The sequence below is a fragment of the Aeromonas sp. 97A genome (genome assembly GCF_051919185.1).
GTDB classification, from domain to species: domain Bacteria; phylum Pseudomonadota; class Gammaproteobacteria; order Enterobacterales; family Aeromonadaceae; genus Aeromonas; species Aeromonas veronii.
Window position 1 is genome coordinate 4,630,548 of the sequence record NZ_JBQBFF010000001.1, and the last position, 26,512, is coordinate 4,657,059.

Here is a 26,512-nt window from a genome sequence, read left to right on the forward strand (position 1 = left end):
ACTTCTGTCTGGCTGAACAATTCAGCCTCAAATCGGTCTATCCTTTCGAATTTTCGAGCTGGTTATTTTTCCCCTCAGTCTGCAAAGTAGGCTGTGGCTTATTGCATTCAAATCAGGATTCAGGAGAGAACATGATCACCAATGCCGTTACCTTGGAACAGGGCGTAACCGTAACCCAACTTAAAGGACAAATTTATCTGGTTGCCGCAGATGGCAGCCGGAAGCTGTTGGCTGAAGGTGATGTGCTGCCGAAAGGGGCGGTGATCATGTCGCCGGATGGCGCCAGTTTCATGGGCGGTGGACAGTCGTTCACTGTGCAACCAGCCAGCGAGCAGAGTGAGCCTGCCGAAGAGGGGGATGCTCCCCAGCTGGCACAAAACGGCGCTGCTGGCACTCCTGATGATATCAATGCCCTGCAACAGGCGATCTTGGGTGGCGCTGACCCGACCCAGGCCTTTGAAGCCTCCGCAGCAGGCGGTGCGCCTGCCGCCGGCGGTGGCGGTATTGGGGGCGTAGCTGGTGCCAGTGGCAACGGCGGTTTTGTCACCATCGACCGTACCGGTTCCGCAACCATTGCCGAAGCTACCTTCGATACCACCTACAACGCCAATGGTGAACTACCGCTTGATGCTGCTGGCGAAGATGAAGTATTTGACCTGACTCCGCCCACCATTTCCGTCGTTGCGCCAGATAACACCAATGACACCACTCCGACCCTGACCGGAACCACGGATGCTCCCGTTGGCAGCATCGTCACCCTGCTGGTTACCGATGCAAACGGTAATCAACAAACCCTGACCGCGATCGTCACACCCACTGGCACCTTCACCGTGGATGTGGTGACCCCCTTGGCCGAAGGCTCTTATACCGTCACAGCCACAGTGACAGATCCTGCGGGGAATACCGGCAGTGCGACTGATTCAGGGAGTGTGGATGTAACCGCTCCAGTGATCACCGTCGATGCGCCTGACAATACCAGTGACACCACACCTACCATCACTGGTACTACCAATGCGGTTCCAGGCAGCACAGTTACCCTAGTGGTGACCGATGCCAATGGCACTCAGCAAACCCTGACTACCACCGTGCAACCGGGTGGTGGTTACAGCGTGGATGTCACCACTCCGTTGGCGGAAGGCAGCTATCAAGTAACGGCCAGCGTCACCGATCCGGCCGGCAACACCGGCACCGCGACCGACGATGGCAGCGTGAATATTGATGAGTCGGTCGATGCAGTCAATGACGAGTACGAGGTCAACGAAGATGGCTCGGTGAGCCTGAACCTGCTGGCCAACGACAAGGCGCCGGATGGCGGGCTAGCAATTCAGTCCATCAACGGCGTCGAGCTGACCGGACTGGCGCAGACCATAGCGGTACAGGGTGGCAATGTCGTGATTGCGGCGGATGGCAGCATCAGCTTTGTGCCGGGCAAGGACTTCAACGGTGAGATCAGCTTTAACTATGTGGCCGAAGACGTTGACGGCGATACCGACAGTGCCAAAGTCAACATCACCGTCAAGCCGGTGGACGACGCGACGGTTGTGGCGCCGGACAGCAACACGGTGACCGAAGACACCCCGCTGGTGGTGGGCAAGGCTGGTGGTCTGCTGGCGAACGACAGTGACGTGGACAACACGCTGACGGTGAGCAAGATCACCGTGAACGGTACCGACTACACCGTGGGTGCCAACGGTGCGACCGTGGAGCTGGCGGGCAAGGGCACCCTGGTGGTGAACAGTGATGGCAGCTACAGCTTCACGCCGGTGAAAGACTTCGCCGGAGCCCTGCCGGTGGTGGGTTACACCACCAACACCGGCGCGAGCTCGACACTGACGCTGACCATGACGCCGGTGGACGACGCGACGGTCGTGGCGCCGGACAGCAACACGGTGACCGAAGACACCCCGCTGGTGGTGGGCAAGGCTGGTGGTCTGCTGGCGAACGACAGTGACGTGGACAACACGCTGACGGTGAGCAAGATCACCGTGAACGGTACCGACTACACCGTGGGTGCCAACGGTGCGAGCGTGGAGCTGGCGGGCAAGGGCACCCTGGTGGTGAACAGTGATGGCAGCTACAGCTTCACGCCGGTGAAAGACTTCGCCGGAGCCCTGCCGGTGGTGGGTTACACCACCAACACCGGCGCGAGCTCGACACTGACGCTGACCATGACGCCGGTGGACGACGCGACGGTCGTGGCGCCGGACAGCAACACGGTGACCGAAGACACCCCGCTGGTGGTGGGCAAGGCTGGTGGTCTGCTGGCGAACGACAGTGACGTGGACAACACGCTGACGGTGAGCAAGATCACCGTGAACGGTACCGACTACACCGTGGGTGCCAACGGTGCGAGCGTGGAGCTGGCGGGCAAGGGCACCCTGGTGGTGAACAGTGATGGCAGCTACAGCTTCACGCCGGTGAAAGACTTCGCCGGAGCCCTGCCGGTGGTGGGTTACACCACCAACACCGGCGCGAGCTCGACACTGACGCTGACCATGACGCCGGTGGACGACGCGACGGTTGTGGCGCCGGACAGCAACACGGTGACCGAAGACACCCCGCTGGTGGTGGGCAAGGCTGGTGGTCTGCTGGCGAACGACAGTGACGTGGACAACACGCTGACGGTGAGCAAGATCACCGTGAACGGTACCGACTACACCGTGGGTGCCAACGGTGCGAGCGTGGAGCTGGCGGGCAAGGGCACCCTGGTGGTGAACAGTGATGGCAGCTACAGCTTCACGCCGGTGAAAGACTTCGCCGGAGCCCTGCCGGTGGTGGGTTACACCACCAACACCGGCGCGAGCTCGACACTGACGCTGACCATGACGCCGGTGGACGACGCGACGGTTGTGGCGCCGGACAGCAACACGGTGACCGAAGACACCCCGCTGGTGGTGGGCAAGGCTGGTGGTCTGCTGGCGAACGACAGTGACGTGGACAACACGCTGACGGTGAGCAAGATCACCGTGAACGGTACCGACTACACCGTGGGTGCCAACGGTGCGACCGTGGAGCTGGCGGGCAAGGGCACCCTGGTGGTGAACAGTGATGGCAGCTACAGCTTCACGCCGGTGAAAGACTTCGCCGGAGCCCTGCCGGTGGTGGGTTACACCACCAACACCGGCGCGAGCTCGACACTGACGCTGACCATGACGCCGGTGGACGACGCGACGGTCGTGGCGCCGGACAGCAACACGGTGACCGAAGACACCCCGCTGGTGGTGGGCAAGGCTGGTGGTCTGCTGGCGAACGACAGTGACGTGGACAACACGCTGACGGTGAGCAAGATCACCGTGAACGGTACCGACTACACCGTGGGTGCCAACGGTGCGAGCGTGGAGCTGGCGGGCAAGGGCACCCTGGTGGTGAACAGTGATGGCAGCTACAGCTTCACGCCGGTGAAAGACTTCGCCGGAGCCCTGCCGGTGGTGGGTTACACCACCAACACCGGCGCGAGCTCGACACTGACGCTGACCATGACGCCGGTGGACGACGCGACGGTCGTGGCGCCGGACAGCAACACGGTGACCGAAGACACCCCGCTGGTGGTGGGCAAGGCTGGTGGTCTGCTGGCGAACGACAGTGACGTGGACAACACGCTGACGGTGAGCAAGATCACCGTGAACGGTACCGACTACACCGTGGGTGCCAACGGTGCGAGCGTGGAGCTGGCGGGCAAGGGCACCCTGGTGGTGAACAGTGATGGCAGCTACAGCTTCACGCCGGTGAAAGACTTCGCCGGAGCCCTGCCGGTGGTGGGTTACACCACCAACACCGGCGCGAGCTCGACACTGACGCTGACCATGACGCCGGTGGACGACGCGACGGTTGTGGCGCCGGACAGCAACACGGTGACCGAAGACACCCCGCTGGTGGTGGGCAAGGCTGGTGGTCTGCTGGCGAACGACAGTGACGTGGACAACACGCTGACGGTGAGCAAGATCACCGTGAACGGTACCGACTACACCGTGGGTGCCAACGGTGCGAGCGTGGAGCTGGCGGGCAAGGGCACCCTGGTGGTGAACAGTGATGGCAGCTACAGCTTCACGCCGGTGAAAGACTTCGCCGGAGCCCTGCCGGTGGTGGGTTACACCACCAACACCGGCGCGAGCTCGACACTGACGCTGACCATGACGCCGGTGGACGACGCGACGGTCGTGGCGCCGGACAGCAACACGGTGACCGAAGACACCCCGCTGGTGGTGGGCAAGGCTGGTGGTCTGCTGGCGAACGACAGTGACGTGGACAACACGCTGACGGTGAGCAAGATCACCGTGAACGGTACCGACTACACCGTGGGTGCCAACGGTGCGAGCGTGGAGCTGGCGGGCAAGGGCACCCTGGTGGTGAACAGTGATGGCAGCTACAGCTTCACGCCGGTGAAAGACTTCGCCGGAGCCCTGCCGGTGGTGGGTTACACCACCAACACCGGCGCGAGCTCGACACTGACGCTGACCATGACGCCGGTGGACGACGCGACGGTCGTGGCGCCGGACAGCAACACGGTGACCGAAGACACCCCGCTGGTGGTGGGCAAGGCTGGTGGTCTGCTGGCGAACGACAGTGACGTGGACAACACGCTGACGGTGAGCAAGATCACCGTGAACGGTACCGACTACACCGTGGGTGCCAACGGTGCGAGCGTGGAGCTGGCGGGCAAGGGCACCCTGGTGGTGAACAGTGATGGCAGCTACAGCTTCACGCCGGTGAAAGACTTCGCCGGAGCCCTGCCGGTGGTGGGTTACACCACCAACACCGGCGCGAGCTCGACACTGACGCTGACCATGACGCCGGTGGACGACGCGACGGTCGTGGCGCCGGACAGCAACACGGTGACCGAAGACACCCCGCTGGTGGTGGGCAAGGCTGGTGGTCTGCTGGCGAACGACAGTGACGTGGACAACACGCTGACGGTGAGCAAGATCACCGTGAACGGTACCGACTACACCGTGGGTGCCAACGGTGCGAGCGTGGAGCTGGCGGGCAAGGGCACCCTGGTGGTGAACAGTGATGGCAGCTACAGCTTCACGCCGGTGAAAGACTTCGCCGGAGCCCTGCCGGTGGTGGGTTACACCACCAACACCGGCGCGAGCTCGACACTGACGCTGACCATGACGCCGGTGGACGACGCGACGGTCGTGGCGCCGGACAGCAACACGGTGACCGAAGACACCCCGCTGGTGGTGGGCAAGGCTGGTGGTCTGCTGGCGAACGACAGTGACGTGGACAACACGCTGACGGTGAGCAAGATCACCGTGAACGGTACCGACTACACCGTGGGTGCCAACGGTGCGAGCGTGGAGCTGGCGGGCAAGGGCACCCTGGTGGTGAACAGTGATGGCAGCTACAGCTTCACGCCGGTGAAAGACTTCGCCGGAGCCCTGCCGGTGGTGGGTTACACCACCAACACCGGCGCGAGCTCGACACTGACGCTGACCATGACGCCGGTGGACGACGCGACGGTTGTGGCGCCGGACAGCAACACGGTGACCGAAGACACCCCGCTGGTGGTGGGCAAGGCTGGTGGTCTGCTGGCGAACGACAGTGACGTGGACAACACGCTGACGGTGAGCAAGATCACCGTGAACGGTACCGACTACACCGTGGGTGCCAACGGTGCGAGCGTGGAGCTGGCGGGCAAGGGCACCCTGGTGGTGAACAGTGATGGCAGCTACAGCTTCACGCCGGTGAAAGACTTCGCCGGAGCCCTGCCGGTGGTGGGTTACACCACCAACACCGGCGCGAGCTCGACACTGACGCTGACCATGACGCCGGTGGACGACGCGACGGTCGTGGCGCCGGACAGCAACACGGTGACCGAAGACACCCCGCTGGTGGTGGGCAAGGCTGGTGGTCTGCTGGCGAACGACAGTGACGTGGACAACACGCTGACGGTGAGCAAGATCACCGTGAACGGTACCGACTACACCGTGGGTGCCAACGGTGCGAGCGTGGAGCTGGCGGGCAAGGGCACCCTGGTGGTGAACAGTGATGGCAGCTACAGCTTCACGCCGGTGAAAGACTTCGCCGGAGCCCTGCCGGTGGTGGGTTACACCACCAACACCGGCGCGAGCTCGACACTGACGCTGACCATGACGCCGGTGGACGACGCGACGGTCGTGGCGCCGGACAGCAACACGGTGACCGAAGACACCCCGCTGGTGGTGGGCAAGGCTGGTGGTCTGCTGGCGAACGACAGTGACGTGGACAACACGCTGACGGTGAGCAAGATCACCGTGAACGGTACCGACTACACCGTGGGTGCCAACGGTGCGAGCGTGGAGCTGGCGGGCAAGGGCACCCTGGTGGTGAACAGTGATGGCAGCTACAGCTTCACGCCGGTGAAAGACTTCGCCGGAGCCCTGCCGGTGGTGGGTTACACCACCAACACCGGCGCGAGCTCGACACTGACGCTGACCATGACGCCGGTGGACGACGCGACGGTTGTGGCGCCGGACAGCAACACGGTGACCGAAGACACCCCGCTGGTGGTGGGCAAGGCTGGTGGTCTGCTGGCGAACGACAGTGACGTGGACAACACGCTGACGGTGAGCAAGATCACCGTGAACGGTACCGACTACACCGTGGGTGCCAACGGTGCGAGCGTGGAGCTGGCGGGCAAGGGCACCCTGGTGGTGAACAGTGATGGCAGCTACAGCTTCACGCCGGTGAAAGACTTCGCCGGAGCCCTGCCGGTGGTGGGTTACACCACCAACACCGGCGCGAGCTCGACACTGACGCTGACCATGACGCCGGTGGACGACGCGACGGTCGTGGCGCCGGACAGCAACACGGTGACCGAAGACACCCCGCTGGTGGTGGGCAAGGCTGGTGGTCTGCTGGCGAACGACAGTGACGTGGACAACACGCTGACGGTGAGCAAGATCACCGTGAACGGTACCGACTACACCGTGGGTGCCAACGGTGCGAGCGTGGAGCTGGCGGGCAAGGGCACCCTGGTGGTGAACAGTGATGGCAGCTACAGCTTCACGCCGGTGAAAGACTTCGCCGGAGCCCTGCCGGTGGTGGGTTACACCACCAACACCGGCGCGAGCTCGACACTGACGCTGACCATGACGCCGGTGGACGACGCGACGGTCGTGGCGCCGGACAGCAACACGGTGACCGAAGACACCCCGCTGGTGGTGGGCAAGGCTGGTGGTCTGCTGGCGAACGACAGTGACGTGGACAACACGCTGACGGTGAGCAAGATCACCGTGAACGGTACCGACTACACCGTGGGTGCCAACGGTGCGAGCGTGGAGCTGGCGGGCAAGGGCACCCTGGTGGTGAACAGTGATGGCAGCTACAGCTTCACGCCGGTGAAAGACTTCGCCGGAGCCCTGCCGGTGGTGGGTTACACCACCAACACCGGCGCGAGCTCGACACTGACGCTGACCATGACGCCGGTGGACGACGCGACGGTTGTGGCGCCGGACAGCAACACGGTGACCGAAGACACCCCGCTGGTGGTGGGCAAGGCTGGTGGTCTGCTGGCGAACGACAGTGACGTGGACAACACGCTGACGGTGAGCAAGATCACCGTGAACGGTACCGACTACACCGTGGGTGCCAACGGTGCGAGCGTGGAGCTGGCGGGCAAGGGCACCCTGGTGGTGAACAGTGATGGCAGCTACAGCTTCACGCCGGTGAAAGACTTCGCCGGAGCCCTGCCGGTGGTGGGTTACACCACCAACACCGGCGCGAGCTCGACACTGACGCTGACCATGACGCCGGTGGACGACGCGACGGTCGTGGCGCCGGACAGCAACACGGTGACCGAAGACACCCCGCTGGTGGTGGGCAAGGCTGGTGGTCTGCTGGCGAACGACAGTGACGTGGACAACACGCTGACGGTGAGCAAGATCACCGTGAACGGTACCGACTACACCGTGGGTGCCAACGGTGCGAGCGTGGAGCTGGCGGGCAAGGGCACCCTGGTGGTGAACAGTGATGGCAGCTACAGCTTCACGCCGGTGAAAGACTTCGCCGGAGCCCTGCCGGTGGTGGGTTACACCACCAACACCGGCGCGAGCTCGACACTGACGCTGACCATGACGCCGGTGGACGACGCGACGGTTGTGGCGCCGGACAGCAACACGGTGACCGAAGACACCCCGCTGGTGGTGGGCAAGGCTGGTGGTCTGCTGGCGAACGACAGTGACGTGGACAACACGCTGACGGTGAGCAAGATCACCGTGAACGGTACCGACTACACCGTGGGTGCCAACGGTGCGAGCGTGGAGCTGGCGGGCAAGGGCACCCTGGTGGTGAACAGTGATGGCAGCTACAGCTTCACGCCGGTGAAAGACTTCGCCGGAGCCCTGCCGGTGGTGGGTTACACCACCAACACCGGCGCGAGCTCGACACTGACGCTGACCATGACGCCGGTGGACGACGCGACGGTCGTGGCGCCGGACAGCAACACGGTGACCGAAGACACCCCGCTGGTGGTGGGCAAGGCTGGTGGTCTGCTGGCGAACGACAGTGACGTGGACAACACGCTGACGGTGAGCAAGATCACCGTGAACGGTACCGACTACACCGTGGGTGCCAACGGTGCGAGCGTGGAGCTGGCGGGCAAGGGCACCCTGGTGGTGAACAGTGATGGCAGCTACAGCTTCACGCCGGTGAAAGACTTCGCCGGAGCCCTGCCGGTGGTGGGTTACACCACCAACACCGGCGCGAGCTCGACACTGACGCTGACCATGACGCCGGTGGACGACGCGACGGTTGTGGCGCCGGACAGCAACACGGTGACCGAAGACACCCCGCTGGTGGTGGGCAAGGCTGGTGGTCTGCTGGCGAACGACAGTGACGTGGACAACACGCTGACGGTGAGCAAGATCACCGTGAACGGTACCGACTACACCGTGGGTGCCAACGGTGCGAGCGTGGAGCTGGCGGGCAAGGGCACCCTGGTGGTGAACAGTGATGGCAGCTACAGCTTCACGCCGGTGAAAGACTTCGCCGGAGCCCTGCCGGTGGTGGGTTACACCACCAACACCGGCGCGAGCTCGACACTGACGCTGACCATGACGCCGGTGGACGACGCGACGGTCGTGGCGCCGGACAGCAACACGGTGACCGAAGACACCCCGCTGGTGGTGGGCAAGGCTGGTGGTCTGCTGGCGAACGACAGTGACGTGGACAACACGCTGACGGTGAGCAAGATCACCGTGAACGGTACCGACTACACCGTGGGTGCCAACGGTGCGAGCGTGGAGCTGGCGGGCAAGGGCACCCTGGTGGTGAACAGTGATGGCAGCTACAGCTTCACGCCGGTGAAAGACTTCGCCGGAGCCCTGCCGGTGGTGGGTTACACCACCAACACCGGCGCGAGCTCGACACTGACGCTGACCATGACGCCGGTGGACGACGCGACGGTTGTGGCGCCGGACAGCAACACGGTGACCGAAGACACCCCGCTGGTGGTGGGCAAGGCTGGTGGTCTGCTGGCGAACGACAGTGACGTGGACAACACGCTGACGGTGAGCAAGATCACCGTGAACGGTACCGACTACACCGTGGGTGCCAACGGTGCGAGCGTGGAGCTGGCGGGCAAGGGCACCCTGGTGGTGAACAGTGATGGCAGCTACAGCTTCACGCCGGTGAAAGACTTCGCCGGAGCCCTGCCGGTGGTGGGTTACACCACCAACACCGGCGCGAGCTCGACACTGACGCTGACCATGACGCCGGTGGACGACGCGACGGTCGTGGCGCCGGACAGCAACACGGTGACCGAAGACACCCCGCTGGTGGTGGGCAAGGCTGGTGGTCTGCTGGCGAACGACAGTGACGTGGACAACACGCTGACGGTGAGCAAGATCACCGTGAACGGTACCGACTACACCGTGGGTGCCAACGGTGCGAGCGTGGAGCTGGCGGGCAAGGGCACCCTGGTGGTGAACAGTGATGGCAGCTACAGCTTCACGCCGGTGAAAGACTTCGCCGGAGCCCTGCCGGTGGTGGGTTACACCACCAACACCGGCGCGAGCTCGACACTGACGCTGACCATGACGCCGGTGGACGACGCGACGGTTGTGGCGCCGGACAGCAACACGGTGACCGAAGACACCCCGCTGGTGGTGGGCAAGGCTGGTGGTCTGCTGGCGAACGACAGTGACGTGGACAACACGCTGACGGTGAGCAAGATCACCGTGAACGGTACCGACTACACCGTGGGTGCCAACGGTGCGAGCGTGGAGCTGGCGGGCAAGGGCACCCTGGTGGTGAACAGTGATGGCAGCTACAGCTTCACGCCGGTGAAAGACTTCGCCGGAGCCCTGCCGGTGGTGGGTTACACCACCAACACCGGCGCGAGCTCGACACTGACGCTGACCATGACGCCGGTGGACGACGCGACGGTCGTGGCGCCGGACAGCAACACGGTGACCGAAGACACCCCGCTGGTGGTGGGCAAGGCTGGTGGTCTGCTGGCGAACGACAGTGACGTGGACAACACGCTGACGGTGAGCAAGATCACCGTGAACGGTACCGACTACACCGTGGGTGCCAACGGTGCGAGCGTGGAGCTGGCGGGCAAGGGCACCCTGGTGGTGAACAGTGATGGCAGCTACAGCTTCACGCCGGTGAAAGACTTCGCCGGAGCCCTGCCGGTGGTGGGTTACACCACCAACACCGGCGCGAGCTCGACACTGACGCTGACCATGACGCCGGTGGACGACGCGACGGTTGTGGCGCCGGACAGCAACACGGTGACCGAAGACACCCCGCTGGTGGTGGGCAAGGCTGGTGGTCTGCTGGCGAACGACAGTGACGTGGACAACACGCTGACGGTGAGCAAGATCACCGTGAACGGTACCGACTACACCGTGGGTGCCAACGGTGCGAGCGTGGAGCTGGCGGGCAAGGGCACCCTGGTGGTGAACAGTGATGGCAGCTACAGCTTCACGCCGGTGAAAGACTTCGCCGGAGCCCTGCCGGTGGTGGGTTACACCACCAACACCGGCGCGAGCTCGACACTGACGCTGACCATGACGCCGGTGGACGACGCGACGGTCGTGGCGCCGGACAGCAACACGGTGACCGAAGACACCCCGCTGGTGGTGGGCAAGGCTGGTGGTCTGCTGGCGAACGACAGTGACGTGGACAACACGCTGACGGTGAGCAAGATCACCGTGAACGGTACCGACTACACCGTGGGTGCCAACGGTGCGAGCGTGGAGCTGGCGGGCAAGGGCACCCTGGTGGTGAACAGTGATGGCAGCTACAGCTTCACGCCGGTGAAAGACTTCGCCGGAGCCCTGCCGGTGGTGGGTTACACCACCAACACCGGCGCGAGCTCGACACTGACGCTGACCATGACGCCGGTGGACGACGCGACGGTTGTGGCGCCGGACAGCAACACGGTGACCGAAGACACCCCGCTGGTGGTGGGCAAGGCTGGTGGTCTGCTGGCGAACGACAGTGACGTGGACAACACGCTGACGGTGAGCAAGATCACCGTGAACGGTACCGACTACACCGTGGGTGCCAACGGTGCGAGCGTGGAGCTGGCGGGCAAGGGCACCCTGGTGGTGAACAGTGATGGCAGCTACAGCTTCACGCCGGTGAAAGACTTCGCCGGAGCCCTGCCGGTGGTGGGTTACACCACCAACACCGGCGCGAGCTCGACACTGACGCTGACCATGACGCCGGTGGACGACGCGACGGTCGTGGCGCCGGACAGCAACACGGTGACCGAAGACACCCCGCTGGTGGTGGGCAAGGCTGGTGGTCTGCTGGCGAACGACAGTGACGTGGACAACACGCTGACGGTGAGCAAGATCACCGTGAACGGTACCGACTACACCGTGGGTGCCAACGGTGCGAGCGTGGAGCTGGCGGGCAAGGGCACCCTGGTGGTGAACAGTGATGGCAGCTACAGCTTCACGCCGGTGAAAGACTTCGCCGGAGCCCTGCCGGTGGTGGGTTACACCACCAACACCGGCGCGAGCTCGACACTGACGCTGACCATGACGCCGGTGGACGACGCGACGGTCGTGGCGCCGGACAGCAACACGGTGACCGAAGACACCCCGCTGGTGGTGGGCAAGGCTGGTGGTCTGCTGGCGAACGACAGTGACGTGGACAACACGCTGACGGTGAGCAAGATCACCGTGAACGGTACCGACTACACCGTGGGTGCCAACGGTGCGAGCGTGGAGCTGGCGGGCAAGGGCACCCTGGTGGTGAACAGTGATGGCAGCTACAGCTTCACGCCGGTGAAAGACTTCGCCGGAGCCCTGCCGGTGGTGGGTTACACCACCAACACCGGCGCGAGCTCGACACTGACGCTGACCATGACGCCGGTGGACGACGCGACGGTTGTGGCGCCGGACAGCAACACGGTGACCGAAGACACCCCGCTGGTGGTGGGCAAGGCTGGTGGTCTGCTGGCGAACGACAGTGACGTGGACAACACGCTGACGGTGAGCAAGATCACCGTGAACGGTACCGACTACACCGTGGGTGCCAACGGTGCGAGCGTGGAGCTGGCGGGCAAGGGCACCCTGGTGGTGAACAGTGATGGCAGCTACAGCTTCACGCCGGTGAAAGACTTCGCCGGAGCCCTGCCGGTGGTGGGTTACACCACCAACACCGGCGCGAGCTCGACACTGACGCTGACCATGACGCCGGTGGACGACGCGACGGTCGTGGCGCCGGACAGCAACACGGTGACCGAAGACACCCCGCTGGTGGTGGGCAAGGCTGGTGGTCTGCTGGCGAACGACAGTGACGTGGACAACACGCTGACGGTGAGCAAGATCACCGTGAACGGTACCGACTACACCGTGGGTGCCAACGGTGCGAGCGTGGAGCTGGCGGGCAAGGGCACCCTGGTGGTGAACAGTGATGGCAGCTACAGCTTCACGCCGGTGAAAGACTTCGCCGGAGCCCTGCCGGTGGTGGGTTACACCACCAACACCGGCGCGAGCTCGACACTGACGCTGACCATGACGCCGGTGGTTGACGGCGTGACGCTGAAGGTTGAGCTGGTGAGTGGCGGGTTTGTGCCGGGAGCGGTGAAGGTGGAACAGATTGTGTCCGGCCTGAATGGCAAGACGCCTTCTACGTCGCCAACTAACAAAGATGATTATCTGGTTTCCAGTAATGGCGGCTGGGTTCAAGGCGGTGTTGGCCATGACACCATCAAATACGGCAGTGGCGATAGCTTCCTGGCCGATGGCGGGGTGGGGGATGATATTCTGATCGGTGGTGCGAGTGATGTTGATTATCTGATCGGTGGCGATGGGGATGACATATTGATTGGCGGTAAAAATGCTGTTGCGTCGGTCACTCTACATGGCGATGCCGGCAACGATACGCTGATTGCCCAGAGCTTGAAGGCCTCTACATCATATTATGGTGGCGATGGTCTGGATGTGGCCTATATGCCGGGCTCGATGAAGGATCTCAAGCTGATTAAGCCTAGTGGCTCACAGAGCTTTGATTACAGTCTCGTGTATAAAGACCCGATTAGCGGTGCTTTGACTTACCATGATTTTTACAGCGTTGAGACCCTTTATCTGCAAGATGGCAAGTATGAGTTCAAGGATGGCAACCTGACTAAGGTGGCAGATCTGGCGACCTTGAAGGTTGATGTCGATTTGATCGATACCGATGGCAGCGAACATTTTACCGAGTTGACTATCAAGGGGTTGCCACAGGGTACTGTGCTTTCGGGTGGCACACTGCAAGCCGATGGTAGTTGGAAAGTACCGGCCAGCATGCTGGATAGAGACGGGAAATTGTCGCTGCAGGTGGAGTTGCCTGTCGGTAGCCAGAATATCAAGGTGACCGTGGTGGCAGGCTCGCAAGAGTATGACATGAATGGTCAGCCGATAGTCGGTGAAGTGAAATATACCGAAGCGGATACCGGCTTTATGGTCAAGCCCACTAACCCGAATGGGGACAATGGTACGTCAGACAAACCTGTCGAGGGTGGGCGTGGTGATGATGTATTGCTGGGAGATATAGGTGGTATCAAGACCTCTGTTGAACCGGGTAAAAACTACAATATCGCGCTGATCGTTGATACGTCGGGTAGCATGCAATGGGGATTGGATGGCAGCCAATACCCTGCTACGGGTAAAGACAGAATGACGTTGACGATTAACGCCCTGAAAGCGTTGGCCAATCAGCTGGCGGACCATGATGGTGTCGTTAACGTGACGCTCATAGGCTTTCATGAGTGGGCAAGTTCACTCTTGACGATTAGCGATCTGTCCAAGAGTAATGTGCAGTCATTTATCGACAAGGTCAGCTCGTTGTCTGCTGGCGGTGCGACCAACTATGAGGATGCCTTTATCAAGGCTACCCAGTGGTTTAACAGCAAGCCTGGCAGCAGTTCCGGATTGACCTTTGAGAATGTCACTTACTTCCTGACCGATGGTGATCCAACAGCTTATAATGGGAACAGTAATGCATCTGAATCTGATGCGATGCAAAAGGCTATCGATGCATTTGGACATTTGTCCGGGCAAAGCGAGGTCAAGGCGATCGGCATCGGTAATGGCGTGAAGAAGGAAAATCTGGAGTATTTTGACAATACGCAGGTGACTGGCTCAGGCACTAAATATGAGAATGCTCTGTTACTGAATGATTTTTCCAGCAATACGGGGCCATGGAGCGCGAGTAGTTGGAGCCTAGCCGGCGATATCTTTGGGAGTGTCACAAGGGTCGGTAGTCGGTTGGAATTGACGGACAATGCGAAAAACGATGCGTCGGTATTTGCTAGCGAAAAAATGACGTTGGCGGCTGGTAGCGGTCTGCGCTTCGACCTGAGCAAAGGTAGTGATGTCGGCTCCGCAGACAGTTTCTCGGTGCAGCTGCAACGCTGGAACGGTACTGCCTGGGTAAACATCGGTGCTGCGGTGACCTCAGTGGGGACAATCAACAGCGGTGCGCTGGCTGCGGGCGATTACCGTTATGTCTTTACCATAAACGAGTGGGGAAGCTCAGGAACGGCTACCCTGAAGATCGATAACTTGAATAAGGTGATAGGTGGGCGTCCGCCAGTTGGTCAGCCCGACATCATCAATACGGCAGATCAGCTCAAGGCCGTTCTGGTCGGCAGTTCGACCACCAACACTCCTGCCGAAGTGGGGGCCGATGTCCTGCACGGTGGCGCGGGTAACGATATCCTGTTCGGGGATGCCATCAATACTGATCACCTGCCGTGGGGCACGGCTGGCAACCCAGCTAAGCCGGCAGATTGGGTTGATGGCAAGGGACTGGATGGTCTGACCCAGTTCCTGACCTTGAAAAACGGTTATGCACCCAGCTCTCTTGAGCTTTACGAGTACATCAAGGGGAATGCTAACTCATTTGATGTGGCGGGCGATACCCGAGGGGGCAACGACAAGCTGCACGGCGGTCTGGGGGACGATATCCTGTTTGGCCAGGGTGGTGACGATGAGCTCTACGGTGACGATGGCAAGGATATCCTTTATGGCGGCACCGGCAGCGACAAGCTGGATGGTGGTGCCGGGAACGATATTCTGAGCGGTGGTCTAGGCAACGACATACTGACCGGTGGCGATGGAGCGGATATCTTCGTGTGGAACAAGGGGGATACCGAATCAGGTAAGTTGACGGTTGATACTGTCACGGACTTCAAACCGAGCCTGAGTGATCCGACACAGCGCGACAAGCTGGATCTGAGTGATCTGCTGGATCATGATGGGTCTAAAACGGAGTCATTGTTGAAAAATCTGTTGTCTGTGTCCGCAGATAGCCAAGGTGTGCATCTCAAGGTTAGCGATTCGGTTGGCGGCTCTGTTACCCAGGAGATTGTGTTGTCTGGTCACACTTTTGGTTCTCTGACCGGTAATAGTAGTGCAACGGCTAGCCAGGTGATCGATTACATGTTGACCAACAACATGCTCGATATTGACAAGCAGTAAGCACTAACAACTACGCAATAAAAAAGCGGCAGAGCAATCTGCCGCTTTTTTTATCTTTGCAGGGAAGCGAAATCAGTTGCCGAGGGTGGCGAACAGGCTCTGCTCCAGGGTACCGCGGGAGACACAGACCGGCTTGATGGACGGGGCCGGTACGCGCTCGCCTGAGGATTCAACGAAGAACAGCTCGGTGTTGCCCTTGACGTTGACCGTGGCCACGCTGCTGTTGCCGCTCTGGGTGATGATCAGGTTGATCTGCAGGTTCGGGTTGCCCAGTGCAACTTTGGAACCCATAGTTCCGCAGTCCAGCCACTCCAGCCCGTCGGCTGACTGGTTGACGTTGGCGGTCATCAGGCCGGAGCCACGCTGGCTGTTTTCGATGGTGAGGCCGTGATCGGTGAACCACTTCTCGGCGCGAGCCCACACCAGATCCACCGGGATCGCCATTTCCTGAGTATTGTTGGTTGCCTTGGCAATTGGCGGGTTGTAGCGATACTCCTCACCGCCGTTATTGTCACCAGCACAACCAACCAGCAGCAGCGCCAATGCGCTCCCCATAAGCTTTTTCATCTTGTTTCTCTCGTCCATATCACCAGGCCATTGGCCAACCGGCACCTATTATCGCCGGAGCGACAATCTCTGTCAGCAACCATCCAGCGTTCGATGTTATGGGGAGGTGATCGGGGTGCTTTACAAAATTGGTTTGCTATCATAGATTTGCTCGAAATTCCTCCATAAGCACCCCTGTGACCAACATGCTCACCCCGGATCTGCTGCAGCAGATCATCGACCAATTGCCAATGAGTATCTTCTGTCGAGATAGTCATGGGCGTTACCTGTTCGCCAATCGTGAGTTCGCCCGTGAAGCCAAGCTGGAGTCGCCTGCCGAGGTAGTCGGCAAGACAGATGCAGATATGCCATGGGGCGATCTCTTTCGCAGTGAGGATGAGCAGCTGCTTGCCGGAGGCGTGCCGATGCTGTATCAGCAGCTCCATTGCAACCGGGGCGGGAATACCTGCTGGATGGAGGTGCACAAGGTGCCTCTTTACACCCCGCAGGGGGAAGCTTGCGCAGTGTTCGGCGTGGTTAACGAGATTGCCCAGCGCAAGAGCCTGGAACAGACGGTCAAAAAGCAGCAGTTGTTGCAGCGTTTTCTGCTCGATGCCATTCCTGACCTGATCCGTTTCGATGATCACAACGGGGTATTGCTGGAGTGCAATCAGGCGTTTCTCGACTTTATCGGCCAAGGGGCGGATGAGGTGCTGGGTCAGCAGCTACCGTTCCGGCTGGCAGCGCCGCAGGGGATGGGCCACGGCGAGTGCTGTCTGCTGGATGCCAGCGGGCAGGGGCGACACATGGAGATCACCCGGGTCGATGTGCCCGATGGTGACGGCCACTCCCTCGGGATCCTGACGCTGGGGCGTGACATCACCGGCCTACGCACCACTCAGGCGCAGTTGCAGCAGGAGCAGCACTACGACAGTCTGACCGGGCTGCTCAAACTCTCCCGGTTCTTGCAGACCAGCCGCCATCTTGGGGGACGCAGTGCCACATTGGTGCTGGTCGATCTGCACCATTTTCGTGAGATCAACGATCGCTTCGGGATCCGGATTGCCGACCGCTTGCTGAGCCAGGTGGCCAAGCGGTTGCAGCAGTTGGTACCGCCGCGTTCCCTGCTCTGTCGGGTCGCTGCCGATGACTTCAGCTTGCTGCTGCCGGACTTCAACGAGCCATTGCAGGGGTGGAGCCAGCATCTGCAGCAGCAGTTGATGGAGCACTATCAGGTGGAAGATCACCGCATCCAGATCCCGGTGTTTCTCGGGCTGGCCCAAGGGAGGGCAAGCGATGCCGAGCGGTTGCTCAGTCATGCCGAGGCTGCGCTGGCGCAGGGCAAACGGCAGCAGCAGTACTGCACCCTGTTTGATCCCGAGCTGCATGCCCGGCTCAAGCGGCGTCAGCTGATCGCTGCCCAGTTGCCGCTCGCCATCAAGTCTGCCCAGCTGGTAGCCGTCTATCAGCCGATCATCTGTACCCGCACTCACCGGCTGCATGGCGCCGAACTGCTCTGTCGCTGGCCCCATCCCGAGCTTGGGATGATCTCCCCCGACGAATTCATTCCGTTGGCGGAAGAGATGGGGATCATCGGTCAGCTTGGTCAGTTAATGCTGGAGCAGGGGTGTGCCCAGCTGGCGCAGTGGCAAACTGCGCAGCCGGATATGGTGCTATCCATCAACCTCTCGCCGCTGCAGTTCCGTGATCCGGCGCTCTGTGAGCGGGTCTCTGCCTGCATCGCTCGCCATGGTCTCAAGGCCAGTCAACTGGAGCTGGAGATCACCGAAGGGGTACTGATGGAGAATGCAGACGAGATTGAGACCAACCTCGACAACCTGATCGCCGCCGGTTTTCAGTTGGCCATCGACGACTTTGGTACCGGTTACTGTTCACTGGCCTATCTGCCGCGTTTGCAGGTGGCGACCCTCAAGCTGGATCGCAGCTTCACTCAGGGGCTCGCCAGCAATAGCGCGACCACCGCTATCGTGCGTTCGGTCATCGGGTTGGGCCATGAGCTGGGGATCCGGATCACGGCCGAAGGGGTAGAGACACCCGAGCAGCAGTTGTGGCTGACCGAGGCGGGGTGTGATCGGCTACAGGGCTATCTGTTCAGTCGCCCCCTGCCGCCGGCGGAGTTTGCTGCCAGCTATCTGGTGTGAGAGATCGTCAGAAACAACAAGGCCACCGCAAGGTGGCCTTGTTGTTTTACGATGGAGGCAGGATCAATCCTGGAAGTAGGTGCCCCAGCCATCGTAATCCACCCCATATTTTTCCAGGATGGGCAGCATCTTGGCGATATCGGCGACGATCGCTTCGACATTCAGCTTGCACTCGATGGTGGCATCGAAGCAGAAGATGGTGGCGCCGTCATCCAGCTCCATCTCTTCGGCATCGGTCACTTCAAAACCAGCCTTGAACAGGTCAACCGCTGCTTTTTCCAGACGGTCGAAATCCTGGCAGGCGAAATGGTGCTCAATGTCGTAATCCGCATCGGGATTGCTGCCATCGGCCAGCAGTTCGTTGACGATCTCGGTGGTCTCATCACGCCACTCTTGCATATTCAGACTCATGTTGCCTCCAGGCGGTATCATTGCGGCAAAGCATACTCGCAGAGTGGATTAGGCTCAATGCGGCTGACCCACTGAGCCTCGAATTTCCATCATATTGGCGCAGCCTGCAGGGTGTTCAGAAGCCAGCAAGTGCGTGAAACTGGGCTGGGGTGGATAATAAATGGCCGCTTCGTTCGGTTGTTGAGCGAACGCGCTTTTTATCGTGCCATCATGGTTGACACTCTGCGCTGGAAAGGGTTTAATGCGCGCCGTTGCCCAGATAGCTCAGTCGGTAGAGCAGGGGATTGAAAATCCCCGTGTCGGCGGTTCGATTCCGTCTCTGGGCACCATAATTCCTCCTTAGTTCAGTCGGTAGAACGGCGGACTGTTAATCCGTATGTCACTGGTTCAAGTCCAGTAGGAGGAGCCAAATTCGAAAAGCCCGCTCAATCGAGCGGGCTTTTTCATTTCTAGTTGCTGTTGCATGCTGCCAAAAAGAGCGTCGCGCCACAGGTGGCACTGAACAGCAGCATTCCGGTCTGCAGCATGCTGCCAGGGCATGGCTTCTTCTCTCTTTTTCTGGCCCTGATCCACTTCGGTTTCATCACATTCCCTTATCCATTTTGTCGGCCTGAATGGCTGCACTCCTGTGCAGGCGAGCCATCTTTGTTGAATGGCGCCATGGCGTCAATCTCCCCTGCAAAACAATTAATTCAGCACCGTTGAAGAGCGGCTTGTCGGGTGATGATTCGACCTTTAAGCCATTGTTAACATTTTGGAAAACCGGAGTGACCCCAGGGCAGGGCGAGGCTATGATGGGGTCAATGATGTTCCCATCCTGACGGAGAGATCCCAGATGAACAGCCCCTTGAGCTATGTACTGGACGGCATTCATTGCGAGCCGCACTTTTTTACCGTTCCCCTCGATCATGATGAGCCGGATGGTGACAGCATTACCCTGTTTGCCCGCACCCTCTGCCGTAAAGACAAGCTCGATGAGAAGTTGCCCTGGCTGCTGTTTCTGCAAGGGGGGCCGGGATTCGGGGCTCCGCGCCCGACGGCCAACAGTGGCTGGCTCAAGCGGGCGTTGCAGGAGTTCCGAGTGCTGCTGCTGGATCAGCGTGGCACCGGGATGTCGAGCCCCATTCACGGGCAGATTCTGGCCAAAATGACACCGGCCGAGCAGGCGGAGTATCTCGGCCATTTTCGCGCCGACAGCATAGTGCAAGATGCCGAGTTCATCCGGCAGGAGCTCAGCCCCAAGCATCGCTGGAGCCTGCTGGGGCAAAGCTTTGGTGGTTTTTGCTGCCTGACCTATCTCTCGCTTTTCCCCGACAGTCTGCGGGAGGTCTATATCACCGGCGGTATCGCACCGATCGGCCGCAGTGCCGAGGAGGTCTATCGCGCCACCTACCAGAGGGTGGCTGACAAGAACCGAGCCTTCTTCGCCCGCTTCCCCCACGCTCAGGGGATTGCCAACCGGCTGGCCAACCATCTGCACCAGCATGATGTGCGACTGCCCAACGGCCAGCGCCTGACGGTGGAGCAGTTCCAGCAGCAAGGGCTGGATCTTGGTGCCACGGGTGCCTTTGAGGAGCTTTATTACCTGCTGGAAGAGGCCTTTATCGGCGACAAGCTGAGCCCGGCCTTTCTCTATCAGGTGCAGAGCATGCAGCCATTCAATACCAACCCGTTGTTTGCCATCCTGCACGAGGCTATCTACGCCGAAGGGGAGGCGACTCGCTGGGCGGCAGATCGGGTCAGAGGGGAGTTTCCTGCGGTGAACTGGGCGCCCGGCAAGGATTTCGCCTTCACCGGCGAGATGGTTTACCCCTGGATGTTCGAGCAGTTCCGCGAGTTGCAGCCCCTGAAAGAGGCGGCTCATCTGCTGGCCAACAAGGCGGACTGGGGGCCGCTCTATGATCCGGCCCAGCTGGCCCGCAACCAGGTGCCGGTGGCTTGCGCTGTCTATGCCGAGGATATGTATGTGGAGTTTGACTACAGTCGCGAAACTCTGCGTGGTCTTGGCAGCAGTCGCGTCTGGATCACGAATGAGTATGAGCACAACGGTTTGCGTGCCGATGGTGAGGCGATTCTTGATCGTCTGATCGCGTTGAATCGCGACCGTTAATTGCCGTTATCGGCAACTATCGCGGGAGCCCGGACTCCCGCGATGGTTGTGATGGATAGTTGTTATGAAAGCGTGACTCCCTGAACCTTGACCCGTATCCGCCAGACGATGAGTGGATAGCCGGCTGATTAATTTCCCCCTCTTTCACTGTCTCTGTCGATCCCTCACCATATACTTGCCAAACGACTCTGTATTGAGCAGGTCAAACCGATTGACCAACCCGTGCTCGTTACCATTAGAAAGTCGCTCCGATGCTCTGTATCCCGCGTATCTGATATGCCATCTCTGCATGCCCCGCTATCCGGGGGAGGGGATGGTCGTGCTTTTCAATCAAGATAAGGATGTATGATGAGAAAGTCTCTGTTGGCCTGCTCCCTGTTGCTGTGCCCTGTCGTGTTTGCTGCCACCCCCCATTGGGAATATAGCGGTGAGGCGGGGCCTGCCCACTGGGCCAAGTTGACCCCTGAGTTTAGCCAGTGTGCGGGCAGCAATCAGTCGCCGGTTGACCTGAGCGGATTGGTCGAGGCCAAACTGGCCCCGCTGGTACTCCACTATCAGGCGGGTGGCAACACAGTGGTCAACAACGGTCACACCGTGCAGGTCGGTTATGCCCCGGGCAGCACCTTGCAACTCGATGGCACCAGGTTTGAACTCAAGCAGTTCCACTTCCACGCCCCGAGTGAGAACCTCATCGAGGGCAAATCCTATCCGCTGGAAGGGCATCTGGTGCATGTCAGTGACAAGGGAGAGATCGCCGTGGTGGCGGTGATGTTCGAGGCTGGCAAGGCCAATCCGGCGTTGGCGGCTGCCTGGGGTGAACTACCGGCCAAGGTGGGGGAGATCCAGGCCCTCAAGGCGCCGCTCTCTGCTGAGCAACTGCTGCCCGAGAATCGTGACTACTATCGCTTCAGCGGTTCCCTTACTACGCCTCCCTGCTCGGAAGGAGTGCGCTGGCTGGTGATGAAGCAGCCGGTTGAGGTCAGTCAGGCCCAGATCGACGCCTTCAAGGCGGTGATGCACCACCCCAACAACCGGCCGGTGCAGCCCCTCAATGGGCGCGTGGTACTGCAATAACACAGTGTTGCAATAGCGCTGCAGATAGCAAAAACAACAAGAGGGCCGCAAGGCCCTCTTTTACATGGCGAGGTATCGGCGAGCGATCAGAGGCTGGCGGCGATGCGGGCGCCAAGTGCCGCGTTGTTCAGTACCAGCTGGATGTTGGCCGCTAGCGAGTTGCCGCCGGTCAGCTCGCAGACGCGGGCCAGCAGGAAGGGGGTTGACGCCTTGCCCTTGATCCCCTGCTCGTCCGCTTCATGGAGCGCTTGGGCAATGGCTGCGTCGATATCGGCTTTTGGCATGGAGTGTGCGCTCGGGATGGGGTTGGCCACCACGGCGCCGCCCGCTAGTCCCAGCTCCCACTTGAGGCGTAGCGCCTCGGCAATGGCTGCCGGGGTATCGAGGCGATAATCGACCTTGAAGCCGCTCTCGCGGGTGTAGAAGGCGGGCAGCTCCTCGGTTTGATAGCCGATCACCGGTACGCCCTGGGTCTCCAGATACTCCAGCGTCAGGCCGATATCGAGGATCGACTTGGCACCGGCACAGACTACGGCTACCGGCGTTTGTGCCAGCTCCTGCAGATCGGCCGAGATATCGAAGGTCTCCTGCGCGCCGCGATGTACCCCGCCGATACCGCCGGTGGCAAAGACCCGGATCCCCGCCATGGCGGCGATGATCATGGTCGAGGCGACCGTGGTGGCCCCCATCCCCTTGCGCGCCAGTACGAACGGAATGTCGCGGCGGCTGCACTTGGTCACGCTGTGGCCTGCCCGGCCGAGCGCTTCCAGTGCACCCGCATCGAGACCCACTTTGAGGCGGCCGTCGAGGATGGCGATGGTCGCTGGAATGGCGCCGTTATCGCGCACCGCCTGCTCCACCTGACGGGCCGTCTCCACGTTCTGCGGATAGGGCATGCCGTGGGAGATGATGGTGGATTCGAGGGCAACCACCGGTTTGCCAGCGGCCAGTGCGGCAGCCACTTCCGGTTGGATATCGAGGTAAGCGTTCAGCATGAGTACTCCTCCAGTATGCGGTCAACGGCGGTCTTGCTCAGACCGGAAAAAACGGTATCGGAACAATTGACGGTGAGGGCGGCGCAGCCCAGGGCAAAGCGGGTGGTCTGGGCAATGTCGAGCTCTTGCAGCCAGGCGTGGGCGAGGCCAGCCATAAAGGCATCCCCGCCGCCGGTCACGTTGAGCACCGGACTGCCCAGCACCGGCAGGTGGCCCTGCTGCTCGCCATCGCTGTAGAAGATCCCCTGTTCACCCAGACTGAGGAACAGTCGCTTGACCCCGGCGCGGTGGAACCAGGCGGCCACCATGGGCCAGGTTTCGGGCCCGGCGATGGTCATGCCGCACAGTTGCTCGGCTTCGCTGCGATTGGGTTTGAGGGTGTGGATCTTGCCGAGCCAGGGGCGGATCTTCTCCACCTTGGCCACCGAAACGGTATCGACAAAGATGGCGTGCTCACCTTGTCGTTCAAACAACCAGTCGAGGGTATGGATGGCCAGATTGGTGTCGAGCACCCAAAGCCGGGCACCACCGAGAAAGCCTGCGAGGGGGGTCAGGCGGGCTGGGGTGAGCTGCTCTATGATGGCCATGTCGTTGATGGCGCAGCTCATTTCGCCGCTACCATCATGCAGGCTGAGATAACAGGAGGTGGCGTGACCATCGAGCACCAGAGTCTGGCGCACATCGACGCCAGCCCGCTGGCTCACTTCCAATAGATGGTGGCCATACTGGTCGTTGCCGACCGCTGTCAGCAGCCGGGTATCGCTGCCGAGCCGCGCCAGATTCTCGGCGATATTGCGGCCAACACCACCGGCCGAGGTGCGCACCTTGCCCAGGTTGGAGTCGCCGAGCAGCAGGTTGTCATGGCTGGTGCCGCAAATATCCATATTGGCACCGCCGATCACCACTACGTAGGGGCCTTCTCGCAGTACATAACCTCTGCCTTGCACATATCCCTGCCGGATCAGGCTGGAGATGTGGCTGGCCAGCGCGGAGCGGCTGATGCCAAGGCGATCGGCCAGCTCCTGCTGGGCAATCATGGGATCCTGACGCAGCAGGGCGAGGATCTCTTGTTCACGCTCAGTCATAGACAAACATCCATTTGCAAACGTTTGTCCATTATTGCTGGGAAACGTTTGCTGGCTATCAGCTTGTACAAAATTTGTCGGCTTGCGCACAAAAAATCGACATTCAAAGCTGGGTTGGCAAGCGGTTTAGCCGGGGAGGGGACTTTTAACGGGTCGGTGGCCCTGCAACGGCTTATAATGGCCGCCGCAAGATGAGGAGAGATGATGGAAAAGAGTGCATTCTGCTGCGTGGGGCTGGTCAATCCCAAGTCTCCGGAAAATGTCGGCTCAGTGATGCGGGCTGCGGGTTGTTACGGGGTGGATGAGGTTTACTACACCGGCAACCGCTTCGAGCTGGCGCGCCGCTTTGCCACTGATACCAAGCAGATGGTGGAGAAGATCCCGCTGCTCGGGGTGGATGATCTGATGGCGTTTATCCCGCAGGGATGCGTGCCCGTGGTGGTTGATCTGATCGATGGCGCTACGCCGCTCCCCGACTATGTCCACCCGAAACGCGCTTTTTATATCTTCGGGCCGGAGGATGGCACCCTCGATCCCGCCCTCTATGGCGCGGTGAAAGATGTGGTCTATGTGCCGACTCAGGGCTGCATGAATCTGGCCGCCTCGGTCAATGTGATCCTCTATGACCGTTTGGCGAAGGGTTTCCGGCAACCCTGAGTTGTGGTGTGGCAACGGTGACTCAAACCACAATGGAGACGGTGTTGCTTATGGGCAGGTTGCTGGCGGTAGCCGCTGTTGACGGGGCTGCAGCATCCTTCTCTTTCCCTATGGAGGGATCAGTTTTCGCCGGCCTTGACCGCCTGCTCCTCGAGAAAGTCGCGGTAGTAGTCATAGAGGTGATAACGGCGATATATCTCGGCCAGTGTGCCGCGACGGATCAGATTCACCATCTCCTGATCCCACAGCTGCAGTAGCCGGTCGCCCTGCTCGGTATCGGCAAAAATGGGGTAAGTCGGGATCCAGCGCAAAATGGTGCGGTACATATTGGCCGGGGTCTCATCGGCGGAATGGAGCACGCCAGCGGTCAGGTAATAGCGATAGCGCCCCTTGCCAATCAGCTGCAGGGCCATCTCATGGTTGTCGATCTCATGCCATCGCATGGTGACCGGAAGATATTTATCCAGCACCCATCCTCGCCGCCAGAGGACGGTCTCTCCCTCCAGGCTGCGCTCTCCCCGCCATTGTGGCTGCCACTGTTTGAGCATGAAGACGGTCACATCATCTGCGGAGGCTGGCTGATTGGGCTGCCTAACCCCCTTGATCTCGTCCCGATAGACACTCATGGCCATATCCCCCTCTTGCCTGGCTACCATGGCGACGGCGCGTTTGTAGGGCACGATATGGGGCACGATCTGGTAGCCATGGGGTTGGTAGATGGTTCGCACCAGATCGAGATAGATACCGCGGCCATCCGGTTGGCAGAAACCGGGCCAGCCATCGCAATAGACGTGGATATCGGTTGTGCGAGCGTGGGTGATCGCACACAGAGAGCAAAGCAGCAAACAACCGATGCGCAGCATGGTCAGCATTATCCTCGCAGGGGTGAGGAGAGCATTTATCACCTGATTTATACCATGCATTGATCGCGGCGGGCGGAGAAAACATCCCGCATCTCCATTTTGCGACAGGGTCGAGGGTTATTTGCGGTCGGATCGTTATGATCGAGTAAAGATTCAATAGCACCCCAATCAGTAGAGGAGACTGCATTATGCCATCGATCAAGACTCTGCTCTGTCCAGTCGATTTTTCCCAAATGTCTCGCGCGGTACTCGACTATGCCGTTTTCATGGCACAGAGCCATCAGGCCCAGCTCAAGCTGATCCACGTGGTTGATCAACTGCACGGTTTTGACAGTTACAAGATCCTTCATATGACGGCCATCGAGATCACTCACGAGATGGAGCGTCAGGCCAGAACCCAGCTCAAAGAGCTGGTTGCCACCCTGCCGATCCCGGCCACCTTTGATATTCGCTTTGGCCGCGCCGCCGATGAAATTGTCATTCAGGCCAAGGAGGATGAGGTTGAGCTGATCGTGATGGGCAGCCACGGTCGCTCCGGTATCAGCCATCTGCTGGTAGGCAGTGTCGCCGAGTCTGTGGTGCGTCATGCACCCTGTCCGGTACTGGTGGTGCGCCAATAACGCGCCACGTTTAGTGTGAAAAGCGTAACAAACAAGGCCAGCGATTGCTGGCCTTGCGTTTTCTGGTGTTGTGCCCGT

11 protein-coding genes and 2 tRNA genes are annotated in these 26,512 nt (G+C 60.6%); 8 read left to right on the forward strand and 5 right to left on the reverse strand.

What is annotated here, in order from left to right; genetic code table 11:
* Positions 1-131 precede the first annotated feature (131 nt).
* Positions 132-15,911 (forward strand): retention module-containing protein, encoded by a 15,780-nt coding sequence (locus ACTG27_RS21335; protein WP_439980399.1) that lies wholly within the window; start codon positions 132-134, stop codon positions 15,909-15,911.
* Between the two features lie 72 nt (positions 15,912-15,983).
* Here the strand turns inward: ACTG27_RS21335 and ACTG27_RS21340 are convergent, their stop codons facing one another.
* Positions 15,984-16,478, reverse strand: a complete 495-nt coding sequence (locus ACTG27_RS21340; RefSeq protein ID WP_439980401.1) for a hypothetical protein — start codon at positions 16,476-16,478, stop codon at positions 15,984-15,986.
* Between the two features lie 185 nt (positions 16,479-16,663).
* On the opposite strand from ACTG27_RS21340, the gene ACTG27_RS21345 reads away from it, so the two are divergent.
* Complete coding sequence (locus ACTG27_RS21345) at positions 16,664-18,619, forward strand: sensor domain-containing protein (protein ID WP_227274394.1); 1,956 nt, start codon at positions 16,664-16,666, stop codon at positions 18,617-18,619.
* Between the two features lie 63 nt (positions 18,620-18,682).
* Here the strand turns inward: ACTG27_RS21345 and rraB are convergent, their stop codons facing one another.
* Complete coding sequence (gene rraB / locus ACTG27_RS21350) at positions 18,683-19,018, reverse strand: ribonuclease E inhibitor RraB (protein ID WP_026034893.1); 336 nt, start codon at positions 19,016-19,018, stop codon at positions 18,683-18,685.
* A gap of 265 nt (positions 19,019-19,283) precedes the next feature.
* Between rraB and ACTG27_RS21355 the strand changes: the two genes are divergently transcribed.
* From ACTG27_RS21355 to ACTG27_RS21370, 4 genes are all read left to right on the forward strand, one after another.
* A tRNA-Phe gene (locus tag ACTG27_RS21355) sits at positions 19,284-19,359 on the forward strand.
* A gap of 4 nt (positions 19,360-19,363) precedes the next feature.
* Positions 19,364-19,439: transfer RNA gene (locus ACTG27_RS21360), tRNA-Asn, on the forward strand.
* Positions 19,440-19,865: 426 nt separating this feature from the next.
* On the forward strand, positions 19,866-21,140 hold the full coding sequence (locus ACTG27_RS21365) for an alpha/beta hydrolase (RefSeq protein ID WP_439980403.1): 1,275 nt from the start codon (positions 19,866-19,868) through the stop codon (positions 21,138-21,140).
* Positions 21,141-21,488: 348 nt separating this feature from the next.
* Positions 21,489-22,214 carry a carbonic anhydrase gene (locus tag ACTG27_RS21370; RefSeq protein WP_118854647.1) on the forward strand — a complete coding sequence of 242 codons (726 nt, stop codon included), beginning with the start codon at positions 21,489-21,491 and terminating at the stop codon, positions 22,212-22,214.
* Between the two features lie 86 nt (positions 22,215-22,300).
* Here ACTG27_RS21370 and ACTG27_RS21375 read toward each other — a convergent pair whose 3' ends face one another.
* Both ACTG27_RS21375 and ACTG27_RS21380 read right to left on the reverse strand, forming a co-directional pair.
* Positions 22,301-23,209, reverse strand: coding sequence for a pseudouridine-5'-phosphate glycosidase (locus tag ACTG27_RS21375; protein WP_439980405.1), 909 nt, complete (start codon positions 23,207-23,209; stop codon positions 22,301-22,303).
* A complete protein-coding gene (locus ACTG27_RS21380; protein ID WP_118854649.1) occupies positions 23,203-24,294 on the reverse strand; it encodes a PfkB family carbohydrate kinase in 1,092 nt (363 codons plus the stop codon). Before ACTG27_RS21380 ends, ACTG27_RS21375 begins: the two co-directional genes overlap by 7 nt.
* A 204-nt stretch (positions 24,295-24,498) precedes the next feature.
* Between ACTG27_RS21380 and ACTG27_RS21385 the strand changes: the two genes are divergently transcribed.
* The gene (locus tag ACTG27_RS21385) at positions 24,499-24,951 is read left to right on the forward strand and encodes an RNA methyltransferase (RefSeq protein WP_118854650.1); all 453 of its coding nucleotides are present in this window, start codon (positions 24,499-24,501) and stop codon (positions 24,949-24,951) included.
* Between the two features lie 119 nt (positions 24,952-25,070).
* Here the strand turns inward: ACTG27_RS21385 and ACTG27_RS21390 are convergent, their stop codons facing one another.
* The gene (locus tag ACTG27_RS21390; RefSeq protein WP_439980407.1) at positions 25,071-25,814 is read right to left on the reverse strand and encodes a substrate-binding periplasmic protein; all 744 of its coding nucleotides are present in this window, start codon (positions 25,812-25,814) and stop codon (positions 25,071-25,073) included.
* A 188-nt stretch (positions 25,815-26,002) separates the two neighbouring features.
* Here ACTG27_RS21390 and ACTG27_RS21395 point away from each other — a divergent pair, with 188 nt between their 5' ends.
* Entirely contained in the window at positions 26,003-26,434 is a 432-nt protein-coding gene (locus ACTG27_RS21395) for a universal stress protein (RefSeq protein ID WP_005335309.1), read from the forward strand.
* Positions 26,435-26,512 lie beyond the last annotated feature (78 nt).